The sequence below is a fragment of the Faecalibacterium tardum genome, from assembly GCF_040096515.1.
Classification (GTDB): domain Bacteria; phylum Bacillota; class Clostridia; order Oscillospirales; family Ruminococcaceae; genus Faecalibacterium; species Faecalibacterium tardum.
Window position 1 is genome coordinate 40842 of record NZ_JBBMEO010000006.1, and the last position, 23566, is coordinate 64407.

A 23566-nucleotide genomic window follows, 5' to 3' on the forward strand; every position below is an offset into this window, starting at 1 on the left:
GAGGTAAAAAGATATGGTTCAGGTGGATCTCATCACCGGCTTTTTGGGCGCAGGCAAGACCACCTTTCTGCGCCGCTATGTGCGGTACCTTGTGCAGCAGGGGCATAAGGTGTGTATTCTGGAAAACGACTTTGGCGCGGTGAACGTGGACGCCATGCTGGTGCAGGAGGTGCTGGGCCCCGGCTGCGATGTGGAGACCATCAGCGGCGGCTGCGACTGCGATACCCACCAGCGCCGGATGCGCACCAAGCTCATCGCCATGGCCATGCGCGGCTTTGACCGGGTGGTGGTGGAGCCCAGCGGCATCTTTGACGTGGACGAGTTTTTCGATATCCTGCGGGACGACCCGCTGGACCGGTGGTATCAGCTGGGCAGCGTCATTGCCATCGTGGACGCCCTGCTGCCGGAAACGCTTTCGCCGCAGGCAGAGTACCTGCTGGCTTCCGAGACCATGAACGCGGGCCGCGTGCTGCTGAGCCGCGCCCAGCTGGCAGCGCCCGCCCAGTGCGCTGCCGCCGCTGCCCACTTGGAGCGCGCACTGGAAGCCGCAAAATCCTCCCGCCGCTTTGCGCCGGGGGAGATCCTTGCCAAGGACTGGGATGCCCTGACCGATGCTGATCTTGCCGCCCTTGCCGCCTGTGGCTGCCGGCAGGCCAGCTGCGAAAAGTTGCATTTTGACCAGCACGCGGCCTTTACCTCCCTTTGCTTTCTGGAACTGCACCTCACCCCACAGCAGCTGCAGGCAGCTGCACAGAGATTGTTCGCAGCGCCCGAGTGCGGGCAGGTGTTGCGGGTCAAGGGCTTTGCGCCCGCCCCGGCAGGCGGCTGGCTGGAGCTGAACGCCACCGCCGCCGGCTGCACCCTTGCGCCCATCCCGCAGGGGCAGGAGGTAGTCATCGTCATCGGCGAGGGGCTGGACAAAGCCGCCATTGAAGCAAACCTGAAGGGGTGAAAGGCAGTTTTCCCCCATAACAAACCGCATTGTGGAAAAACAGGAGGGAACACCATGCAGGAAGTACGCGCAGCCGTTATTGGCACCGGGGTCATGGGGCGCAAGTATGCCCAGATGATCGCAGAAGGAAAGGCGGGCGCATTGCGCCTGACCGCCGTGGTCTGCCGCAGCGCCGGGGCGCAGCAGTGGGCAAAGGATACCCTGCCGGATACGGTGCGGGTGTGCCCCAGCGCCGACCAGCTGTACGATTATGCAGAGGAGTTTGACGCCGTGCTGGTGGTCACCCCGCACAAGACCCACCCGGCGCTGGTGATGCAGGCTTTTGCTCACGGCAAGCACGTCTTGTGCGACAAGCCCAGCGCAAACGCGCTGGCACCGGCGCTGGAAATGAACCGCGCCGCCGAGGAAAGCGGCCTTGTTTTTGCCATGATGTTCCATCAGCGCCGCTACAAAAAGTATATGCGGCTTAAAAAATTACTGGATGATGGGGTTCTGGGCGAGGTCAAGCGGGTGCAGCTGGAAAACAGCCGCTACTTCCGCACATGGATGTACCACCGCTCCGGCAGCTGGCGTTCCAGCTGGGCAGGGGAGGGCGGCGGCGCGCTGCTCAATCAGGGCCAGCACATTCTGGATATCTGGCAGTGGCTGTTCGGGATGCCGGAGAGTATTTATGCGGTAATACCATACGGCAAGTATAACGATTTTATGGTGGATGACGAGGCTACTCTGCTGATGGAGTACCCGCAGCAGCGCACCGCCACCTTTATTCTCTCCACCGGCGAGGGCAGCTACACCGAGCGGTTGGAGATCGTGGGCACCAAGGGCACCGCCCTGCTGGAAGAGGACACCCTCACCCTGCACACCTACACGCCAGACACCGAGACCTACCGCCGTACCGCAGACTGCACCGAGCGCCAGCAGCTTACCGAGACCACCACCACCGAGCAGTTTGCGCCGCAGGCTGAGCCCTACCCGGAGATGCTGGCAAACTTTGCGGATGCCATTCTGCACGGCACGCCCCTGACCGCCCCCGGCGTGGAGGGCGTGCGCGCACTGGAGCTGACCGATGCCGCCTACCTGTCCGCATGGCTGGGGGAGAAGCTCACCCTGCCGCTGGACGCAAACCGCTTTGAGCAGGAGCTGCAAAAGCATATTCAGGAGGAACAGACAAATGGCTAAGCTGCGGTTTATTGTAGTAGGCTCCGGCTGGCGGTCGCTGTTTTACTGGCGCATCGCGCAGGCGCTGCCGGAGCGGTTCGAGCTGTGCGCCATGCTTTGCCGCACCGAGGAAAAGGCCGAAAAAATGCACCGGGAGTACGGCGTGCCGGTAAGCACCTCGGCGGAGCAGTGCATTGCCCTGCACCCGGACCTTGTGGTGGTGGCAGTGAATAAAGCGTCCATCGCCGCCGTCAGCACCGAATGGCTTGCCCGGGGCTTTGCCGTGCTGTGCGAGACCCCGGCGGCACTGGAGGAGGACGCATTGCGTGCCCTCTGGCAGCTGCACCGGCAGGGCGCAAAGCTGCAGGTGGCAGAGCAGTACTGGCTGTACCCCACGCTGGCAAAACGGCTGGCGGCGGTGCGCAGCGGCGCACTGGGCACGCCGCAGTTTGCCCGGCTGTCGGTGGCGCACGGCTACCACGCGGTCAGTCTGGCGCGGCAGTTCCTGAACGCCGGGCAGCAGCCGGTGCGGGTGACCGGCCGCAGCTGGACGGAAAAGATCATCGAAACGGACTCCCGCTGGGGTGCGGTGCATAACGGCGCACTGGTGGAAAAGACGTTGCAGCAGCACACGCTGGAATTTGCGGGCGGCGGCACGGCGTTTCTGGATTTTAACGGCGTGCAGTACCACTCTTACCTGCGCAGCACCCACACCAGTGTGCAGGGAGAGCGGGGCGAACTGTTCGACGACACCCTGCGCTGTCTGGATGCCGCCGGGGAGCCGGTGTGCCGTCCGCTGACCCCGCTGCCCGACCCGCTGGCAGCTGCCGCCGCGCAGGCAGGGCTTAACGAGGACGAGACTGCCATCGCCTGTTTTCTGGACAGGATGCAGGGCTATCTTGCCGGTGGGGCAGAGGTGTACCCGCTGGCAGACGCCTTGCAGGACGCCTACCTTGCCCTGCTGATGGAGCGCGCCCTTGCCGCCCCCGGCCAGCCGGTGGAAAGCACCCCGCAGCCGTGGAATACAGAAGAAAGATAAAAAAGGCTCAGAAGCACCTGTCGGCGCTTCTGAGCCTCTTTTCACGATTGGAGCTGTGACGGCAAACAGCCAGTTCCCCGTAGCAGCCCTTTCCGTGAAAACGGGACAGCGGAGCGTCCGCAGACGCTCCGCTGTCCCAAAATTATAAATGTTTTTCCGCTAAAAATGCCCAAAGCAACGCGGAGGGCATTCAAATCGTTATACCCCCCGAAAGGGGCACAGGATCACATCAGGTCGATCAGTGCTTCCACCTCGTCCATGCGGGTGGCCCAGCTGGTGGCGATGCGTACCACGGTGTGGGTGTCGTCGAACTTCTCCCAGAAGCCGAACTTTGCCTTGCCTTCCAGCGCAGCCAGCTGGGCGTTTTCCAGCACAAGGAAGATCTGGTTGGTGGGGGAGTCCATAAAGAAGCGATAGCCCTTTTCCGCAAAACCGGCTTTCAGGCGGTTAGCGGTGATAATGGCGTTTTTGCTGATGGAGAAATACAGGCCATCGGTGAACAGCACGTCAAACTGGATGCCCAGCAGCCGCCCCTTTGCCAGCAGTGCGCCCTGCTGCTTGACCATGGTCATAAAGTGCGCCGGTGCGCCGTGGGGGAACACCACAGCCTCGCCGCACAGCGCACCCACCTTGGTGCCGCCGATGTAAAATACATCGGTCAGCCGTGCAAGGTCGGCCAGTGTCACGTCCGTGCCCTCGGCAGCCAGACCGTAGCCCAGCCGTGCACCATCGAGGAACAGCGGCATCTTGTATTCCTGACACACAGCGTGCAGGGCTTCCAGCTCTGCCTTGGTGTACAGGGTGCCGTACTCGGTGGGGTGGGAGATGTACACCATGCCGGGGAACACCATGTGGTCGTGGTTGTCGTCGGCGTAGAAGGTGGCCACCAGTGCCCGCAGCTCGGCAGCGTCCAGCTTGCCGTTGTGCTGCGGCAGGGTGATGACCTTGTGACCGGTGTACTCGATGGCACCGGCTTCGTGCCCGGCCACATGGCCGGTGGCAGCAGCCACTACGCCCTGCCACCGCTGCAGCATGGACGCGATGACGATGGCGTTGCTCTGGGTGCCGCCGGAGATAAACTGCACGTCGGCCTCCGGGCAGGCGCAGGCGGCGCGGATCTTCTCCCGGGCGCTGGCGCAGTAGGGGTCGGTGCCGTAGCCGGAGACTTTTTCAAAGTTGGTCTCGGTCAGCTTTTGCAGAATGGCGGGGTGTGCACCCTCGCAATAGTCGTTTTCAAAATACAGCATGGCAAAACGCTCCTCTATATAATTGTAAGAAAACAGTACCTCTATTCTACATCGCCGCGAAAACCCTGTCAAACCCAAAACGGCGCACGGTACACGCAATGCACCGCAAAAACGCTTACAGGATACCCGGTGCGACACGATGTTGACCAGAATCACAGCCTACAACAGTTTTTTACGAAAGTATGATTATTTCCAGAAATATGAAAAGTTTTTCAAAAAAGTGCTTGACAATTCTGCTGCATCTGGTATAATAACTATCGTTCCGAGCGTCACAGCTCACGAACACAACAGAATATGCGGATATGGCGGAATTGGCAGACGCGTTAGATTCAGGTTCTAATCGGGGCAACTCGGTGGAGGTTCAAGTCCTCTTATCCGCACCAAACAATGAAAATCCGAACCTTTTCTCGATAGGAGAAGGGTTCGGATTTTTTTTTTCGGAAAACAGTGCAGTCTTGCGCTGAAAAAAACAGAGCGTTCCCCGGCGGGAACGCTCTGTTTTTCGTTGTGAGAGGTCTTATTCGTTCAGCGCTTTCCACAAACCGTCTGCGGCATCAAACACTGCAATGCTATACCCGGCAAAGCGGCTCTGGACATCCACAGTCTGGCTGCCATCGGCGGCGGTGTTGTAACTGCCCAGTTCCAGCCCGGAAAGGGCGGGCTGGCTGCTCCACGGGATGAGCTTTGCCTGCCAGTCTGCGCCCAGCTTTTCGCTCAGCGCCCCATAGGCCTGTTCGAAGCCCTCCGGGTCATCCAAGATCCAAATTTTGCTTTCGCCGCTAGAAAGGTCGGTGTTCATCTGGGTGGCACCGGCCATCTGCCCGTTCATGTCGGTCAGGGCGGCATCGGCACTCCATGTGTAGTTGTTCACCTGCACGATGACCGCCCCGTCCCCGTTAGCATCCTCCGCATAGTCTGCCAGTGCAGTCTGCAAGCGCTGCACAGCCTCGTCCGGCAGGGCTTCTGCCGTGACCACTGCCACGGTATAGTCCGGGTCTACGGTGGTCAGCAGACCGTGCGCCACATACGCTACGCCCACAAAAACCATTGCCGCCACCGCCACGATGCCCCAGTTGTAATACCACCAGTTGGCGCGGGAGCATTTTTTCTGCTCCTGTGCGGTCAGGGGCTTATCCGGCGCTGCCGGGCGCGGGATGCTGCGCACCTCTACGCCGTACGCCTGCCGCAGCACCGGGAACAGGGTCTGCATGGCTGCCAGCCCCGGCAGCCAGAAACCAAACAGTACCGCCCAGAAGATGCTGACAGGGAACAGCAAGATCATGCCGCCGATGCCCGCCAGCATGAGAACGCCTGCCAGGACGCAGCGTGCCGGGGCGGCAGCCAGCAGCCTGCCCGCCCGGCGCAGCAGGCTGTCCGGGACGGGGACTTGCAGCGGCAGCACGGCAGCGCAAAGCGTAGCCAGAACTGCCAGCACCAGAAAATCCAGCGCCAGAAAAACGAGAATGGCAAGCCCGGGATAATACCCCTGCTTGGCGGCGGCTTCAAACACAAAGGCCGATACAAAGCACAGCAGCCCCAGCACCAGCGTGCCAATGCAGCCAAAGCCGCAGGCGGCTTTCCAATGGGCGGCAAGGGTCTGCTTTGCCCGGGACAGCCACTGGGAGGGGTCGTTCTGCAGGCTGCGCAGGGCACAGTCTGCCAGCAGCACCATGGCCGGGCCGGTCAGCAGACCGGTGACCGCGCTGCACACCACCGTCAGCGGCAGGGAGAGCAGGGTCACCCCCAGCGAGACCCCCAGCGCAGCGGGCAGGCAGAGCACGCAGACCATCAGGTTCGTGCCCAGCAGCTGGCCAAGGTCGCGGCCGACCATCTGGCAAAAGCGTGCAAAGCCTTTTTTCTCCGGCTCGTTTGGGCCTACGCCGTGGCCGTCCCGCCCGTAAAGGGCATTGTAGATGCTCATCTTACTTCACCTCGGTGCCAAAGGCTTCGATCTGGGTCAGGGCAGGGAAGGGAGAAGTCCCCTCAGCCTGAATGAGGTCTTTCAGCACAAGGCTGCGCACCCGCTTGGGCTCAAAGGTCACGCTCTGGGGTTTGGCGCTTTTCACCAGCGGGATGTCCAACCTGCTGCCGTCGGAAAATTCCACCGTGGCCTTTACCCAGTAGTTGTCGTGGGGAAAATCTGCCCGCTCGGTGATACGCAGCTCGTCCAGCAGTACTTCCCGGCCAAAATCCAGCGTCAGGGCAGCGTTGGGGTCGCGGTTGATGCCCCAGCTCTGATAGGGGTACTCGCCGTGGGCACTGTTTTCAAAAATGCCGTCGATGGCGTTGCGGGCGGCAAACACCGCCTCGCCGCGCGTTTCCACGTTGGCGCTGGCATGGGGGTAAAAACCGGTGTCGCCGTGCTCGTCATAGCAGTTAAAGGCCAGATTCCGCCGGGCGGCGATCTCCTCCGGCAGCGCCAGCCGTGCCCGGATGACATGACGGCTGCCCACAAAGCTCTTGGGCGAGTAGGTGATGGCCTGCTCCCCGAAGGGAATGTGGAAATTGATCTCCCGCTTGACCACATACACAAGGGATTCGGGCATGGTGTCCTCGAACTGGATGACGCAGTACTGGCCGGGGTGGTCGATTTCCAGTGCCACCCGGTCGCCGGGGTGGTATTCGTTGGTGTAAACAAGGGATACGGCGGTGTCGGCGTCACAGGTCATCAGGGTGTGGCCGACTTCGTCCAGAATTTTCAGCTTGATGGTCTCCATGGCAGTTCTCCTTAGTACAGTTCGAGGTTCAGCATTTTTTGGAAATGCAGGGTGATCTTATAGATGGTTTCCGGCCATGCGGTGCGCAGACGCGGGTCGGTGATGGGCACCGCTGTAACAGCAGCCGTTGCGGCGTCCGGGTCAAAGCGGATGCTGCCCAGTGTGCCCACCGCAAAGCCGTCCGCAGTGGGGACGGGTTGCTGCTCGGTGAGCAGGGTCAGGTCTACTGTGCCGGGATAGTCCGTTTCGTCCCGCAGGGTGATGCCCTGTTCGCTGACGGATACGCTGCGGCAGTAGGTGGTAAGCCCCGGGATGGGAGGGTACGCGCACGCCAGTTCGCCGGTGATGCTATTTTCAGTGGTCTGGATATCCCGTGCAGCGTATTCCGCGCCGGGCAGCTGCTGCACGCCGTCAAAGGTGGGCAGATTGTGCCATGCGCTCTGCATCGTCCAGATCTCATACCGCTGGGGGCTGAAGGTCTTTTGGGTGTAGCTTTCCACCCCGATATCGATCAGGAACGGTCTGCCGTCCTTGTATACGGTGATGCTGCCGGTATCATTGTGGTTGTGGCTGTCGCCGTTGGAGCCAAACTTTGCACCCAGCACCCAGCTGCCCTGCCGCGCGGCATAGACGCCCACGCTGGGGTACCACACCGTTAAATGGTGCCGGGGCGTTGCGGAGTATGCCATCATTTCTTCTTCTGCAAAGGCGGTGGTCAGCCGGTACCACAGGTTGATGTGGGTGCTGCCGTCCGGGTTCTGCAAATGGTCGGGGTCGGCATCGGCGCGGAAGTCTGCCGCCGCAAGGGCTTGCAGGGCATCGCTGCCCACAGCCTGCCCAAAGCGGTATTCCCGCGCACCGCACCGTCCGGCAAGGGGGCTGCAATCGCCAAAGTTCAGGTAGTAAGGGCCTTCCACATGGACATTGCGGATGTACTCCGCGATATTTTTGATTTTAGGCTCATGGAACAGGGGAGAGAAGGCCTCCGGCGCAATGCTGGACAAAATTTCAAGACAGCCCCACAGGGTCAGCCCGGCGTGGCGGTAATACTGCGCACCCTCGTTGCAGCAGCCGTCCGCGCCGTAGTCCTTTAAAAAGCAGTCAAGACTGTACGCTGCCTGTTTGACGGCAGCCTGCCGCTGCTGCTGTGTGGTGGGCAGCAGAAAGACCGTGAGCAGCACATTCTGGGTGCACCAGCTCGTCCAGTTGCACATAGGCTCTGCGCCGTTGCCCATCCACCAGAAGTGGCTTGTAAAATAAGGCGTCAGGATGCGGGCGTTCAGTTCCCGCTCCATCCGCGCCGTGATGCCCGGCGCGGCAGTATCCAGCTCATCGGGCAGTAAGTACCGGGTCAGCGCCAGCAAGGCGCCGGTCTCGGCGGCAAACAGATCTACGATGGGGCGGGTGGTGTCCGGCAGGGGCAGCTGCGGGGTGTCCCGCACATAGCTGTTGTGGGCGGGCAGCTGCCATGCGCTTTCCTCACAGATCGCCCATACGGTATCGGCAATGGCACCCAGAAAGCGCCCTTTGTGCTCCACACACTCGGCACTTACCAGCGCGCACAGCCGCGCCCGGCGGGAGAAGTAAGCCGTCTCCCATGGGGTGCGCCGCCCAGTGTGGGTGAAATCCAGCCAGAGCGAGAGCGGCAGGGGCGCAATGGGCGTTTGCAGCGCGGCTTCCCCCGCCTGCAAAAAGCGCTGCTTTGCCCGCAGGGGCAGCCCCTGCCATGCGGTGCGCTCTTTGGCAGGGGGGAATGGCCGGTAGCCGGGAAGAAATTCCGGCAGATGGGCAAGCTGTTCCTGTATCATAAAAGCCTCCGATTTTAAATACTTTGCTGGTATTCCCGCGGGCTGAGCCCCGTGACCTTTTTGAACACCTTGGAAAAATAGAAAGCGCTCTCGTACCCCAGTTTCTCAGCAATCTCGTATACTTTCAAATCGCCCTGTTCCAGCATCTCTTTCGCCGCAGCGATGCGGGTCTCGGTGATGTACTCCACAAAGCCGCTGTCGCCGTATTTGCCAAACAGCTGGCTGAGGTAGTTGGGCGAAAAATTGAACACAGCCGCCACATCGGCCAGCGTCAGTTTTTCCGAAAGGTGATTCTTAATATACTCCTGCACCTGTGCCACCACCTGCATCTTCCCGGCGGTGGCGTCGCCCTCGTTGACCTCCACGAACTGGATGGGCTGCTCCACCGTGAGCAGGGGCTGCAGGTGGGCGTTTTCCCGGCAGCGGCGCGCCAGCCCCAGCAGGGAGCCGGTGGGGCGGCCTACCGCCCAGAGCAGCCGTACCGTGAAATAGTTGTATAGAATTTGGCTGGCGCGTTCCAGCAGCGGGCGCAGCACCGTCCGGTAGTTCTGGCACTGGGCATCGGTCAGGCAGAACAGCACATTGCAGCGCATGGCATCCGCCCCGGTCACATAGCAGGGCAGGTAGTTTTGCAGGGTGGTCTCCAGCATCCGCCCGCAGGAAAAACTCAGCTTCAGCTGCTGGGCGGGGGTAAGGGCGGTGTTGGCGATGATCTCGCAGCTGGCTACAAGATAGGCGTCACTTGCAAGGTTCAGCTCCATGTGCTGCAAAGGCTGCTCCAATGCGGCTTCGTCCGGGAACAGCCCGGCGTACAGCCGCACGAAAAAACGCTCCTGATAGCTGCGCACACTCTCGGCAAGATTTTCCTGTGCCGACAATTCGCCCAGCAAAGCACGCTCCTTTTTTACCTTTTCGGCGGCCTTGGCAAGGGCGGTTTGCAGGTTCTCGGGGGTCAGGTCCAGCTTGACCAGATAATCCACCACCCCGGCACCCATGGCCTGCTTGATGTAATCAAATTCTTCAAAGCTGGTCAGCATGATAAAGGCGGGCAGGGCGCTGCGTTCCCGGCAGGTGCGGGCAAGGGTAAGCCCGTCCATCACCGGCATTTTTACGTCGGCAATGACGATATCCGGCTTCTCCCGCTCAATGAGTTCCAGCGCCAGCTTGCCGTTGCGGGCGGTGCCGCAGACGGTATAGCCCAGCTTTTCCCATTCCAGCATCCCCTGCAGGCCGATGAGCACCAGCGGCTCATCATCCACCAGTAATATCTGCAGCATGGCTGTCTCCTTTCTGTTGATAGGGCAGCCGGATGGTGACCTCGGTGCCCACGTCCTCTTCGCTTTCAATGGTCAGGCCGTAGCCCTCGCCAAAGGAATACCGGATGCGGCGGTTCACGTTCCACAGGCCGACATGACGGAACTTTTCAGCCTTTTCGGCACCCTCGGCGGGCTCGTCCAGAAGATGCGCCACCAGCTCCGGCGGCATGCCCACGCCGTCATCGGTAATGCGCAGCAATACGTCCCCGGTATCCGGGTCGGTGGAGATATCCAGCAGCACGCTGCCGTGGCCGCCCTTGGGCTCCAGCCCGTGGAAGATGGCGTTTTCCACCAGCGGCTGCAAGGTGAACCGGGGGATCATGCAGTCCCGGCAAAGGGTCTCACTTTCAATGCGGGAGACCTCAATCTCCAGGTCACCGCCGTAGCGGTACTGCTGGATGGTAAAGTAATCGTTGAGCAATGCCAGCTCCTCCTGCAAAGGCACCAGCTTCTGGGTGCCTTTGGAGATGCTCTTGGTCAGCCGCGCAAAGGCGGTGACCATCTCGGCAATGCCGGGTGCGTGTTGGATGGTGGCCATCCAGCGGATGCTGTTGAGGGTGTTGTAGATAAAGTGCGGGTTCACCTCGTTTTGCAGCATCCGGTATTCCAGCTCCTGCTTGCGGCGCTCGTCCTCCACCCGGCGGGTCATCAGGCTGTCCACGTTCTCTGCCAACTGGTTGATGCCCCGGCCGATGTCGCCCAGCTCGTTGTTCCACTCCACCGTGCGGTCCGGGGCAAAGTTGCCGCTGCCCACGGTCTCAATGCGCTTTTGCAGCGCCTCCACCGGGCGGGTGATGACCCACTCCAGCCAGTGCTGCATCAAAAAGCTCAGTCCCCAGATGATGGCAGTGCCAAGGGCGACCAGCCACAGGTACACGCCGTAGTGCAGCAAAAAGGTATTTGCGGGCAAAAGCTGTACCAGCGCCGCGCTGCGGCCGTTCAGCGTTACCTTGACTACATAATACTTCTGGCCGTCCAGCTGCACCTTGCCCTGCCATGCGGTCTGCTCTGTCACGCCGTTATTGCTGCCGGTGCGCAGGGTATAGTCCACCTCCCGCAGCGGGTTTTCAATCTCGGTCAGGCTGCCGTTTTCGATCTGCCACAGGCGGCTGCCCATCTCCCAGTACAACGCGCTGCCGTCGGTCAGGCTGTAACCTGCTGCCGGGTCGGTGATAATGGCAGTATCCAGCGCAAGGTAGGTGCTGCCCCGGTGCAAGGTGCCCTTGCCGCAGCGGACAGGCTGGCTGAGGGCGATGCAGCCCGGACTGCCGGGCAGCAGCGGGTCGGTGGTGAACTGCATCCCGTACCCCTTGGTGAGAAACTGATTTATGCTGGTGCGGTTGAGCGCCGCCGAGGAGTTCAGCGTGCCGAACTGCAAATGCCGGTCGTTCTCATTGGTAATAAAGAAGCGGAGGATATGGCTGTACAGGGTGCTGGAATAGTATTTTTCCTGCATGGCTTCGTAAGCGGCAATGGTCTGGGTACCATTGATATTTTCCTGCGTGATGTACCGCCGCACGGTGCTGTCGATGGAAGCCCAGTTCAAAAGAGCATCGGCGCTGTCCAGACTGGTCTCGATGGAGGTAGCCACCAGCCGCAGGTTGAACTCTGCCGCCTGCAGGGAGTTGGCGCGCACATATTGGTTGGAGAGGATGAACAGCGCCGCGCCCACGGCCAGCGAGGTAAGAAAGGTAAAAAAGCGCATTCCCCACACGATCTGCCGCCGCAGCGGGAAACGATGGCTGCTCTTCATAACGGTGCCTCCTTTCCGGTAATATTTTGCATTCTTTCCTTTATACAGTACTGATTCCGGCGCGGTTTGTCAACGACTTTTTTCATGAAAATTGTGTACTTTATACGCTTTTTTCTTGTGCCATGGATGTAAACTGTGCAAGAGAACAAGAAAGTGCAGACTCCAGTGTAAGAAAGTGCATCTTTTTTTAAAAGATACAGAAAAACTGCAACTCTTCCCGGAATTTTTCCATTCCGGTTTTTGCGTTTGTGCGGTATCCTAGTGTCAACAAAAGCGAGCGGCTCCCCGGCACGGGGGAGACCGCTGCACAGAACAAACACACTGCCCTGAAGGAGGACACACTTATGAAAAAGATCTCTCGTCGTTCGTTCCTTACCGCTGCCGCTGCCTGCGGCGCAGCTGCTGCTCTGAGCGCCTGTGGCGGCTCTTCCGCAAGCTCCACCGCTGCTTCCTCCACTGCCGGTTCCACCGCTGCATCCGCAGCCGCAGGCCCTGTTACCCTGCAGTGGTCAGTGTGGGATAAGGAGTCCACCCCCTACTGGCAGGCCATGGCCGACGGCTACATGGCAAGCCACAAGGACGTGACCATCGAGATGGTGGATCTGGGCTCCAGCGATTACATGACCGTTCTGGCTACCCAGCTGGCCGGCAGCGCCGATCTGGATGTCGTGACCGTCAAGGATATCCCCGGCTACGCAAACCTGATCAATCTGGACTACCTCAAGCCCCTGAACGAGGTGCTGACCCGCGATACCGGCGATTTCAACGGCACCATCGAGCAGCTGACCACCGATGACGGCAACTTCTACGCCGTGCCCTTCCGCAGCGACTTCTGGGTGCTGTACTACAACAAGGATCTGTTCGATAAGGCCGGTGTGGAGTACCCCTCCAACGACCTGACGATGGAAGATTACGATGCTCTGGCCCGCAAGATGACCAGCGGTTCCGGCGACACCAAGGTCTATGGCTGCCACTACCACACCTGGCGCTCCGCCGCGTCTCTGTTCTCCATTCTGGACGGCAAGAACACCATCATCGACGGCAAATACGACTTCATGAAGCCCACCTACGATATGGTCATTGCCCAGCAGAAGGACGGCATCTGCATGGATTACGGCTACCTCAAGACCTCTTCTCTGCACTACTCCGCAGCCTTTGAGAACCAGCAGTGCGCAATGGTCAACATGGGCAGCTGGTTCATTTCCACGCTGGAAGCTTACATGAAGGATGCCGAGACCAAGTTCAACTGGGGCATCGTCAAGTACCCGCACCCCGCCGGTGCAGAGGCTGGTTCTACGCTGGGCACTGTGACCAGCCTGGCCATCAACGCCGATTCTCCCAAGGCAGAGGCCGCTGCCGACTTCATCAACTGGTGTGTCTCCGAAGAGGGCGCACAGGCCATTGCCAAGACCGGCACCTTCCCGGCCTGCGGCTCCGATGCTACCGCCGAGATCATCAAGTCCACCGAGGGCTTCCCCGAGGACAGCAATTCTGTGGATGCACTGACCACCTCCAACGTCTATCTGGAAATGCCCTACACCCAGTACGCATCTGATATCGAGACCATCCTGAACGCCGAGCACGATGCCATTATGACCATGAGCGAGACCGTGGACGAGGGCATCCAGAACATGAACGATCAGGTTCCCGCAGTTCTCGGCTGATAAAGCGTTCTCCGCAATACGTTGCGGTTCTCCTTCTTCATCATTTTTAATCCCCATTCATTTTCCGATGAACGAGCACCGGAAAAAAGCCCTGTCTGAGCGGGGCGGGTATGCGCAGCGCCCGCTCCGCTCGTTTTTTGGAAAAGCTGTTATACTTCCGGGAAAGGAGGCTCTTTTATGGCGAGTGCTGCTGTCCAGAATAAAACTCCCCGTAAAGTGCTAAAAAAATCGACCCGCGATTCTCTGATCGCGTATTCCTTCATTGCGCCAAACTTCATTGGCTTCTGCGTGTTTACGCTGGTGCCCATGATGTTTGCCATTGCGCTGGCTTTCTGCGCATGGGACGGCCGCCACGCCATCGAGTTTATCGGTCTGAAAAACTTTGTAAAGCTCTTCACCACCGATAAAATTTTTCAGGCGGCTTTGAAAAACACCATCGTCTATGTCATCGGCACCGTGCCGCTGACGCTGGCCTGCTCGCTGGCCATGGCCGTGCTGCTGAACCAGAACGTGAAGCTGCGCAACTTCTTCCGCACTGTGGCGTTCTTCCCCTACGTTGCCTCGCTGGTGGCGGTGGCAGCGGTGTGGAACATGATCTTCAACCCCTCCATGGGTCCCATCAACATGATCCTGAACCAGTTCTTTGGCGTGGCAGTGGAAAACCTGCCCCGCTGGGCTGCCGGTAAGGACACCGCTATGATCACGGTCATCCTGTTCAGTGTGTGGAAGAACATGGGCTACTACATGGTCATCTATCTGGCAGGCCTGCAGGGCTGCAACCCGGACCTGAACGAAGCCGCCGAGCTGGACGGTGCAAACCGCTGGCAGCAGTTCTGGCACATCACCCTGCCGCAGCTGCGCCCCACCACCTTCTTTGTGGTCATTATGCTCACCATCTCCGGCTTCAAGGTCTACGATCAGATGTACATGATCACGCAGGGCGGCCCCGGTACTGCTACCATGACGCTGGTGTACTACATCTATAATGTGGCCTTCGTCAATACTCCGAAATACGGCTACGCAAGTGCAATTTCCATGGTGCTGTTCGTACTGGTGCTGATCGTTACCATCATCCAGTTCCGCGGCTCCAAGGGCGAGAACTGAGAAAGGAGGAAGAACCATGTCTGCTGCTATTATCAAGACCGAAGCCTCTCAGAAGCGCCGCAATTTCATCTCCAAGTTCCTGATTTATTTCTTCCTCATCGTCATCACAGCTTGTATGCTGCTGCCCTTTTTGTGGATGCTGTCCTCCTCCTTTAAGCTGAATAAGGACGTGTTCGGCTTCCCCATCCAGTGGATCCCCAAAAATCCCCGCTGGCAGAACTATGTGGACATCTGGACCCAGATCCCGCTGCTGACCTTTGTGAAAAACACGGTCAAGATCACCGTGGTGGTCACCCTGTTGCAGCTGTTCACCTCCTCCTTTGCGGCCTACGCCTTTGCCAAGATGCAGTTCAAGGGCAAAAACGCGCTCTTCCTCGGCTACATTGCCACCATCGCAGTGCCTTGGCAGGCCTACATGGTGCCCCAGTTCATGATGATGAGCTCTTGGCATTTGAACAACACCCATCTGGCCATTATGTGCCTGCAGGCCTTCAGCGCCTTCGGCGTGTTCCTGATGAAACAGTTCTACGAGGGCGTGCCCACCGAGCTGTGTGAGGCTGCCCGCATTGATGGCCTGAGCGAGTACGGCATCTGGTGGCACATCATGCTGCCCCTCAGCCTGCCCGCCCTGTCCACCCTGACCATCTTCACCTTCGTGAACACATGGAACGACTTCCTTGGCCCCCTGATCTACCTGACCAAGACCGAACTCAAGACCATCCAGATTGGTCTGCGTATGTTCATCACCCAGTATTCCGCAGAGTACGGCCTGATCATGGCGGCCTCTGTGGTGGCACTGATTCCGGTGCTGATCGTGTTCCTCTCCCTGCAGAAGTACTTCGTGCAGGGTGTGGCATCCACCGGCATCAAGGGCTAAACAAATCACCCGTAAGCGGGGCGTGGGCAGTACCCGCGCCCCGCATTTTTTGTAGAAATAGAGGGAAAGCGTTATGTTATATCCTGAACAGAATGAAGCGCGCATGAAGCTGAGCCTTGACGGCACATGGGCGTTTGCGCTGGGCAGCTGCGCGGAAGACCAGTTCGATCCCGCAAAGCCCCTGCCGGATGCCCAGCCCATCGCCGTGCCCGCCAGCTACAACGACCAGAACGACCAGACCACCGCCCTGCGCCGCCACTACGGCTGGGCATGGTATCAGCGCAAGGTCACCCTGCCCGCTTTCTGCGCCGGGCAGCGGGTGGTGCTGCGGTTCGGCTCGGTGACCCACACCGCAAAGGTATGGCTGAACGGCCAGCTTATTGCGCAGCACAAGGGCGGCTTTACCCCCTTTGAAGCAGACGTCACCGCCCTGCTGCGCCCCGGCGAGACGGTGCTGCTGACCGTCGCCTGTGACAACCGGGTGAACCACAGCACCCTGCCTGTGGGCAACGAGGACGGACAGCTGGCCTTCTTTGGCTCGGACAACGCGGGCATCCCCAGCGTGGAAGCCGCCAAGCGCACCGCCGCACCCCAGAACCGCCCCAACTTTGACTTTTTCAACTATGCGGGCATCCACCGCCCGGTGTGGCTCTATACCACCCCCAAAGAGTACATCGAGGATGTGACCGTGGTGCCCGCCGTGGACGGCACGGTGCAGTACGCGGTCAAAACCACCGGCAGCGCGCCTGTCCATGTCACGGTGCTGGATGCGGACGGCAAAGCCGTTGCAAGCGCCGAAGGTGCAGCGGACACGATCACCATCCCGGAGGTGCATCTCTGGGAGCCGAAGCCCGGCACGCCCTACCTGTACACCCTGCATATCACCTGCGGGGCGGACGTCTACGACCAGACCTTTGGCGTGCGCAGCATTGAGGTGCGGGGCACACAGGTACTTTTGAACGGCAAGCCGCTCTATTTCAAGGGCTTTTGCAAGCACGAGGACTTTACCGCCCATGGACGCGGCTTTGACCCGGTACTGAACGTGAAGGACGTGAACCTGATCCACTGGGCAAACGCCAACGCGGTGCGTACCAGCCACTACCCCTACGCTGAGGAGTTCTACGACCTGTGCGACCGGGAGGGCATTCTGGTCATGGACGAGACCCCGGCGGTGGGCATCGGCGGCGGGGCTGCGGTGAATCCTTACAAGGAATACCCCCTTGCGGAGCATCACCGGCAGGTGCTTGCTGAGATGATCCATCGGGACAAAAACCACCCCTGCGTGGTGCTGTGGAGCCTTGGCAACGAGCCGGATCTGGAGCACTTCCCGCAGGATGCCTACGATTACTGGCACCCGCTGTATGAGCTGGCGCATCAGCTGGACCCGCAGAACCGCCCGGTCACCCTCGTCTGCTGCCAGAACGACTATACGAAGGATATCACCACCCGCACCATGGATATCGTCTGCATCAACCGCTACTACGGCTGGTACAACCTTTCCGGCGACATGGACGCCGCCTGCTACGGTTTGAATCAGGAACTGGATTTCTGGGCAGAGCAGCACAAGCCCGTGATGATGAGCGAGTACGGTGCAGACACTGTGGCAGGTCTGCACACTGCCGGAGCCGAGATGTTCAGCGAGGAGTTTCAGGTGGAATTCTACCGCCGTCTGGATGCAGAGTTTGACAAGCGCCCGTGGTTTGTGGGAGAATTTGTCTGGAACTTTGCAGACTACGACACCGTGCAGGGCCCCATGCGGGTGGACGGCAACAAAAAGGGTCTGTTCACCCGGGACCGCCGCCCCAAGCTGGGTATGCACTTTCTGCGCCAGCGCTGGCACGATATCCCGACCTTTGGATTTAAGGAGTGACTATAATGAAAACCTACCAGAACCACGCCATGACCGATGCCGAGGCACGGCAGGCACTGGTCGATGCCTGCAGGCAGGTGGAGACCAATCTGCCCCTGTACACCTACCAGTGCCAGAACCATTCCAGCGTCAACAATATCTACCCCGGCTGCGCCAATAATCAGTGGACCTGCGGCTTTTGGCCGGGGGAGATCTGGCTGGCCTACGAAGCCACCGGGGAGGAAAAATTCAAGACCGCCGCCCTCATTCAAGTGGACAGCTTTGCGGACCGCATTGCCCGCAAGGTGGAGGTGGACCACCACGATATGGGCTTTTTGTACAGCCCCACCTGCGTGGCAGCGTGGAAGCTGGTGGGCAGCGAAAAGGGCAAAAACGCCGCCATTGCCGCCGCCGACCAGCTGCTGACCCGCTACCAGCCCAGCGGCCGCTTCTTGCAGGCATGGGGCACCATGGACGACCCCGGCAACTACCGCTATATCATCGACTGTATGCTCAATGTGCCGCTGCTGTACTGGGCGGCGCAGGTGACCGGCAGCGACCACTACCGCGAGATCGCCGCTGCCCACACCGCCACCACGCTGGCGAACTCCTTCCGGCCGGACGGCAGCACCTACCACACCTTCTTTATGAATCCGGACGGCACCCCCAAGGGCGGCCGCACCTGTCAGGGCTATAAGGACGACAGCTTCTGGGCGCGGGGACAGGCGTGGGGCGTGTACGGCAGCGCCATTGGCTACACCTACACCCACGACGAAAAGTTTTTGGATGTGTTCCGCAAGGCGCTGGCGTTTTACCTCTCCCGCCTGCCGGAGGATATGATCCCCTGCTGGGATATGCTCTTTGCCCCGGAAAGCGGCGAACCCCGGGATTCCTCCTCTGCGGCCATCGTGGCCTGCGGCCTGCTGGAAGCGGCAAAATATGTGGACGAAACAGAGGCTGCCCAGTGGCGCACACTGGCACGGCAGATGCTGGCCAGCCTTGCCGCAAACTACGCAGTAAAACCCGGCACCCTCGGCTCCGGCCAGCTGCTGCACGGCACTTACAGCAAAAAAAGCCCCTACAACACCTGCACCCCGGAGGGCGTGGATGAATGCACGAGCTGGGGCGATTATTTCTACATGGAGGCGCTGACCCGCCTGACCAAAGATTGGGAGATGTACTGGTGATGAACTTGCAGACCAAAGCGGATTTTACCGCACTGATGCACAAATTTCTCGACCCGCTCAAGCCTTATTATTCCGCAGGCTGTGCCCGGCTGCATCTGGGCGAGACGGGCGTGACCTACAACCAAAATGCCATTGAGCTGGAAGCCTTCAGCCGCCCGCTGTGGGCGCTGGTGCCCTTCTGGGTGGGCGGCGGTTCCGACCCGGAATTTGAAAAAATCTATCGCAAGGGTCTTGCTGCCGGTACTGACCCGGAAAACCCCGAATACTGGGGCACCACCGGGGAGTACGACCAGTGTTATGTGGAGATGGCTGCCATTGCCTGCGGCATCCTCACCGCACCGGAAAAGCTGTGGGTGCCGCTTTCTGATGCCGAAAAACAGAACCTTGCTGCATGGCTGGGGCAGATCAACGCCCACACCATCCCGGATTGCAACTGGCAGTTTTTCCGCATCCTTGTAAATCTTGCCCTGAAAAGCGTGGGGATGCCTTTCAGCCCGGAGCTGCTGGAGGACGGCCTTTGCAAGATCGACAGCTATTACAGCGGCGACGGCTGGTCCACCGATGGCGCCTCCGTGCAAAAGGATTACTACATCCCGTGGGCCATCCAGTATTACGGGCTGCTCTACTCTAAATTTGCCGCAGACATCGACCCCCGGCGTGCTGCACTCTACCGCCAGCGCGCCCAGCTGTTCGCGCAGCAGTTCGTCTATTGGTTCGATGCCAATGGCGCAGCGCTGCCCTTTGGCCGCAGCCTGACCTACCGCTTTGCTCAGAACAGCTTCTGGGCGGCCTGCATCTGGGCAGGGCTGGAGCCGCTGCCCCTGCCGGTGATGAAAGGGCTCATCGTCCGCAACTTCAACTGGTGGCTGGGGCAGAAAATGTTCGACCGGGATGGCATCCTGACCATCGGCTACTGCTACCCGCAGATGTACATGGCTGAGCGGTACAACGCCCCCGGCAGCCCTTACTGGGGCATGAAGAGCTTTTTGCTGCTTGCTTTGCCGGACGACCACCCCTTCTGGTCTGCCGAAGCCGCGCCCATGCCCGCATTGGAGCGGCTCAAGCCCATGCCCTACGCCAATATGCTGGTGCAGCGCCGGGCGGGGCGGGTAACGGCCTATGCCGCCGGTGTCAACGAGGGGCACGGCCACGGACAGTTCCCGGAAAAGTACGCAAAATTTGCCTACGATACCCGCTTTGGCTTCTGCGCCTCCCGCAGCCGGGAGGTGCTCAATCAGGCCGCGCCGGACAGTATGCTGGCCTTTGTCATGGACGATAACGTGTTTGTGCGCAAGGTGAGCAAAACGTGGAAAATTGAAGCCGGGGCTGTGACCGCGCAGTGGTCGCCCTTCCCCGGCATTGAGGTCACCACCACCATCACCCCCATTGCCACCGGTCACCGCCGCCATCACGAGATTGACAGCAGTTTCGACTGCGAAGCCTACGACTGCGGTTTTGCCGTGCCCAATTTTGCACCGGGCTATGCCGAAAGTGTGGAAAATGACACCGCCGAAGCCCATTGCGACACCCTGCGCTGCACCGTGCGCGGCAGGGGAGAGGCAGTGGTCATCGGCTGCGACCCCAACACCAGCTTGTACTTCACCAACGTCCATCTGCCCGCCGTGAAGTACCACATCCCCAAGGGGCACACAGAACTGGACACCGAGGTCTTTGACGAAGCAGACTGATGCCGCTTCTTTCCAGAAAAACAGTCGTTTTGTGCGGCTGTTTTTCTTATATCCTGTGCTATAATAAAAGCAGAAAATGCTGCGAGGTGACATTTATGCCTTTGAATCATCCCATTACCCCGGCGCTTCTGGCCGACCCGGAAATTTTCCAGCAGAACCGTCTGCCCTTCCACGCCCACTTTGCCGACCAGACCAGCCCCGAACTGCCCCTGACCGTCAACTTGGACGGCGAATGGGCTTTCCGCTATGCGGAAAACCTGACAGCGCCCTTCTCGGAGTGGGACACCCTGACCGTACCCGGCTTCATCCAGATGCAGAGCCTGCAAAAGCCCGGCCAGCCCTACGGCGCGCCCCATTACGTCAACACCCAGTACCCGTGGGACGGCCACGAAAAGCTGCACCCCGGTCAGATTCCGCAGGATTATAACCCCATCGGAGAGTACCAGCGTAGTTTCGCCCTGCCGGAAAGCTGGGCAAGCTGTTACTTGCGCCTGAACGGTGCCGACAGCGCCGCCGCCGTCTGGTGCAATGGCGTTTACATCGGCTACTCTGAGGATACCTTCACCCCCGCTGAATTTGACATGACTGCTGCCGTCCACCCCGGCGAAAATACCCTGACGGTACAGGTGTACCGTTTCTCCTCCGGCAGCTGGCTGGAGGATCAGGATTTCTGGCGCATGAGCGGCTTATTCCGCTCCGTGGAGCTGTTCACCAAGCCGGAGCTCCATCTGGAAGATGTCTTTGTGAAGCAGAGCTTTGCAGAGGAATTTTCCAGCGCTACTGTCACCTTTGATTGCAGAGTCAGCGGTGCTGGTCGGGTGTCGGTGGTGTTCAATGGGCAGGAACAGTCTGCCGAGGTGGGCGAGCCCGCCGAATACGATAGCGGTGTGGTGTTCGGCAAGGGCGAGGCCGATCCGGACGTGGAGGAGGACGTGCAGGACGTTTCCTTCACCTTTGCGGTGGAGCATCCCGCCCTGTGGAGCGCCGAGCAGCCGAACCTGTACGAGGCCGAAATTGCCCTGCTGCGCAAGGGTGCTCTCATGGAGCGCACCGGGTTGAAAGTCGGTCTGCGCAGGTTTGAGCTGAAAGGCCGCCAGATGCTTTTGAACGGCAAGCGCATCGTGTTCAAGGGCGTCAACCGCCACGAGTGGAGCTGCAAAACAGGCCGCACCGTCAGCCGGGAAGAGATGCTGTGGGACGTGAAAAACCTGAAAGCCCATAATGTCAACGCCGTGCGCACCAGCCACTACCCGGACGACCCGTATTTTTTACAGCTCTGCGATGAATACGGCCTGTATGTCATCGGGGAGACGAATCTGGAGACTCACGGCACATGGCAGAAGCTGGGTGCGGACGGTTCGGACGAATGGACGCTGCCCGGTGCACGCCCGGAGTGGCGGGAAAATGTGCTGGCCCGGGCCGAAGCCATGCTGGAACGGGACAAAAACCACCCCGCTATCCTCATCTGGTCTTGCGGCAACGAGAGCCACGGCGGCAAGACCCTGTGGGAGATGAGCGAGTATTTCCGCCGCACCGACCCCAGCCGCCTTGTGCACTACGAGGGCATTTTCTGGAACCGGGAATACCCTGCCACCTCCGATATGGAAAGCCAGATGTATACCCCGGTGGCAGACATCCAAAAGTTTTTGGCAGAGCACCCGGAAAAGCCCTTTATCATGTGCGAGTACAGCCACGCCATGGGCAACAGCTGCGGCGGCATCACCGACTACACCGAGTATGCCTACGAAGAGCCGCTGTATCAGGGCGGGTTTATCTGGGAGTACATGGACCACGGCATCGCGGTCACTGACCCGGACGGCAAGCCCGGCTTTGCCTACGGCGGCGACTTTGGCGACCGCCCCACCGACCGGGAATTCTGCGTGGACGGCCTTGTGCTGCCCGACCGCCGCAACACCCCTAAAATGGACGCCGTCAAGGCGGCCTACGCACCGCTGAAAATCACCCTGACCGACACCGAAGCCGTGATTGAAAACCGGAATCTTTTTACCGACCTGAGCGCCTACGACCTTGTGTTTGCGTCCTCGGTCAACGGCAAGCCGGAGCGCCGCGCGGTGCTGCGGGCAGACGGCAAGCCCGGCAAGACTGTGCGCATTCCGTTCCCGTTTGCTCTGCCGGAGACAGGGCTTGCCTGCATGACCGTTACCGCTATCCAGCGGGCTGCAAAGCCCGGCATCCCGGCGGGCTATGAAGCTGCCTTTGGGCAGGTATGGCATAACCACGCTGCCGCCCGGCTGACCCTGCCCGCCCCGCAGCTGGTGGCAATGGACTGCAACATCGGCGTGAAGGGCAAGGGTTTCGAGTATATTTTCGGCCGCGGCAAGGGGCTTGTGTCCATCCGTTATAACGGTGTGCAGCTGCTGGACGATAATGTGCGCCCCAACTTCTGGCGTGCGCCCACCAACAACGACGAGGGCTGCGCAGAACCCTTCGAGTTTGCCTTCTGGAAAACTGCGGGTCTCTACGCCCGGTGCGATAATCTGACTGCCGAAGCAAAGGATGAGTTCGTCATCGTCCGCGCAAACTACACCCTGCCAGATGGGCAGACGCTGCCCATTGATTTTGCCATTGACGGCGCAGGCCGCTGCGACATCACCATGACATGGCAGGGCGAACACACCGAGCTGCCGGAGTTCGGTCTGCTCTTCCCGCTGCGCCGGGAGCTGACGGAGGTCTCTTATCTGGGTCTTGGCCCCCAGGAGACCACCGCCGACCGCACCGCAGGCGGCAAAATGGGCGCTTGGAGCTACAATGTCCGGCAGGACTTTGCCCAGAACAGTCCCGTCTACCCGCAGGAGTGCGGCAGCCGTACCGGCGTGTACCGCGCAGTGCTCACCGGCAGCGGATTGAATATAGGCATCGGCTTTGCAGGGGACGGCATGACCTTCTCGGCGCTGCCCTACACCCCCCATGAACTGGAAAACGCCCGCCATCTCTATGAACTGCCCCGGGATGATAACAAGACTGTCGTCCGGTGTGCTGCTTTCCAGCGCGGCGTGGGCGGCGACAACAGCTGGGGCGCAAAGCCCCATGCAGACGACTGCTTTGCGGTGGAGAAGGGCATGACCTTTGCATTTACCATCCAGAAGCAGGGATAAATAGCTTTTTGACCAAAGCGGTGGGTACCGTAAGGACTGCCGCTTTGGTCTTTTTTGCTTTGGCGGGGATTTTTGCGCCCGATTTTTTTAC

Annotated in this window: 16 protein-coding genes and 1 tRNA gene; 11 read left to right on the forward strand and 6 right to left on the reverse strand. The window is 60.0% G+C overall.

The window, feature by feature from the left end; translation table 11 throughout:
• Positions 1 to 13: 13 nt before the first annotated feature.
• The 3 genes from WMO44_RS06050 to WMO44_RS06060 are packed head-to-tail and all read left to right on the forward strand — an operon-like array spanning position 14 to position 3149.
• Positions 14 to 952: a GTP-binding protein gene (locus WMO44_RS06050; RefSeq protein ID WP_349152070.1), complete on the forward strand. Its 939-nt coding sequence runs from the start codon at positions 14 to 16 to the stop codon at positions 950 to 952.
• A gap of 54 nt (positions 953 to 1006) precedes the next feature.
• Positions 1007 to 2131, forward strand: a complete 1125-nt coding sequence (locus WMO44_RS06055) for a Gfo/Idh/MocA family protein (RefSeq protein ID WP_349152071.1) — start codon at positions 1007 to 1009, stop codon at positions 2129 to 2131.
• Positions 2124 to 3149: a Gfo/Idh/MocA family protein gene (locus tag WMO44_RS06060; RefSeq protein ID WP_349152072.1), complete on the forward strand. Its 1026-nt coding sequence runs from the start codon at positions 2124 to 2126 to the stop codon at positions 3147 to 3149. Before WMO44_RS06055 ends, WMO44_RS06060 begins: the two co-directional genes overlap by 8 nt.
• A 224-nt stretch (positions 3150 to 3373) precedes the next feature.
• Here WMO44_RS06060 and WMO44_RS06065 read toward each other — a convergent pair whose 3' ends face one another.
• Positions 3374 to 4396 carry a threonine aldolase family protein gene (locus WMO44_RS06065; protein ID WP_349152073.1) on the reverse strand — a complete coding sequence of 341 codons (1023 nt, stop codon included), beginning with the start codon at positions 4394 to 4396 and terminating at the stop codon, positions 3374 to 3376.
• A 296-nt stretch (positions 4397 to 4692) separates the two neighbouring features.
• Here WMO44_RS06065 and WMO44_RS06070 point away from each other — a divergent pair.
• Positions 4693 to 4779, forward strand: a tRNA-Leu gene (locus WMO44_RS06070).
• 134 nt (positions 4780 to 4913) lie between these two features.
• On the opposite strand, the gene WMO44_RS06075 is transcribed toward WMO44_RS06070, so the two are convergent.
• Genes WMO44_RS06075 through WMO44_RS06095 form a run of 5 tightly spaced genes read right to left on the reverse strand, consistent with a single transcriptional unit; the run spans position 4914 to position 11990 of the window.
• On the reverse strand, positions 4914 to 6317 hold the full coding sequence (locus WMO44_RS06075; RefSeq protein ID WP_349152074.1) for a hypothetical protein: 1404 nt from the start codon (positions 6315 to 6317) through the stop codon (positions 4914 to 4916).
• 1 nt (position 6318) lies between these two features.
• Positions 6319 to 7113 carry a carbohydrate-binding protein gene (locus WMO44_RS06080; protein ID WP_349152075.1) on the reverse strand — a complete coding sequence of 265 codons (795 nt, stop codon included), beginning with the start codon at positions 7111 to 7113 and terminating at the stop codon, positions 6319 to 6321.
• Positions 7114 to 7124: 11 nt separating this feature from the next.
• A complete protein-coding gene (locus WMO44_RS06085; RefSeq protein ID WP_349152076.1) occupies positions 7125 to 8921 on the reverse strand; it encodes a heparinase II/III domain-containing protein in 1797 nt (598 codons plus the stop codon).
• A 14-nt stretch (positions 8922 to 8935) separates the two neighbouring features.
• A complete protein-coding gene (locus WMO44_RS06090; protein ID WP_349152077.1) occupies positions 8936 to 10198 on the reverse strand; it encodes a response regulator transcription factor in 1263 nt (420 codons plus the stop codon).
• Positions 10173 to 11990 (reverse strand): sensor histidine kinase, encoded by a 1818-nt coding sequence (locus WMO44_RS06095; protein ID WP_349152078.1) that lies wholly within the window; start codon positions 11988 to 11990, stop codon positions 10173 to 10175. Before WMO44_RS06095 ends, WMO44_RS06090 begins: the two co-directional genes overlap by 26 nt.
• 344 nt (positions 11991 to 12334) lie before the next feature.
• On the opposite strand from WMO44_RS06095, the gene WMO44_RS06100 reads away from it, so the two are divergent.
• The 7 genes from WMO44_RS06100 to lacZ all read left to right on the forward strand — a co-directional run bounded on the left by WMO44_RS06100 (position 12335) and on the right by lacZ (position 23475).
• A complete protein-coding gene (locus tag WMO44_RS06100) occupies positions 12335 to 13654 on the forward strand; it encodes an ABC transporter substrate-binding protein (protein ID WP_097783700.1) in 1320 nt (439 codons plus the stop codon).
• A 177-nt stretch (positions 13655 to 13831) separates the two neighbouring features.
• A complete protein-coding gene (locus WMO44_RS06105; protein WP_349152079.1) occupies positions 13832 to 14758 on the forward strand; it encodes a carbohydrate ABC transporter permease in 927 nt (308 codons plus the stop codon).
• Between the two features lie 16 nt (positions 14759 to 14774).
• Complete coding sequence (locus WMO44_RS06110) at positions 14775 to 15635, forward strand: carbohydrate ABC transporter permease (protein WP_005920167.1); 861 nt, start codon at positions 14775 to 14777, stop codon at positions 15633 to 15635.
• 73 nt (positions 15636 to 15708) lie between these two features.
• On the forward strand, positions 15709 to 17505 hold the full coding sequence (gene uidA / locus WMO44_RS06115) for a beta-glucuronidase (RefSeq protein ID WP_349152080.1): 1797 nt from the start codon (positions 15709 to 15711) through the stop codon (positions 17503 to 17505).
• A gap of 5 nt (positions 17506 to 17510) precedes the next feature.
• Positions 17511 to 18671 (forward strand): glycoside hydrolase family 88 protein, encoded by a 1161-nt coding sequence (locus tag WMO44_RS06120; RefSeq protein WP_349152081.1) that lies wholly within the window; start codon positions 17511 to 17513, stop codon positions 18669 to 18671.
• Positions 18671 to 20359, forward strand: coding sequence for a DUF2264 domain-containing protein (locus WMO44_RS06125; RefSeq protein WP_349152111.1), 1689 nt, complete (start codon positions 18671 to 18673; stop codon positions 20357 to 20359). The genes WMO44_RS06120 and WMO44_RS06125 overlap by 1 nt, the downstream gene beginning before the upstream one ends.
• Positions 20360 to 20454: 95 nt before the next feature.
• Positions 20455 to 23475, forward strand: coding sequence for a beta-galactosidase, LacZ type (lacZ, locus tag WMO44_RS06130; RefSeq protein WP_349152082.1), 3021 nt, complete (start codon positions 20455 to 20457; stop codon positions 23473 to 23475).
• The last annotated feature ends 91 nt before the right edge of the window (positions 23476 to 23566 follow it).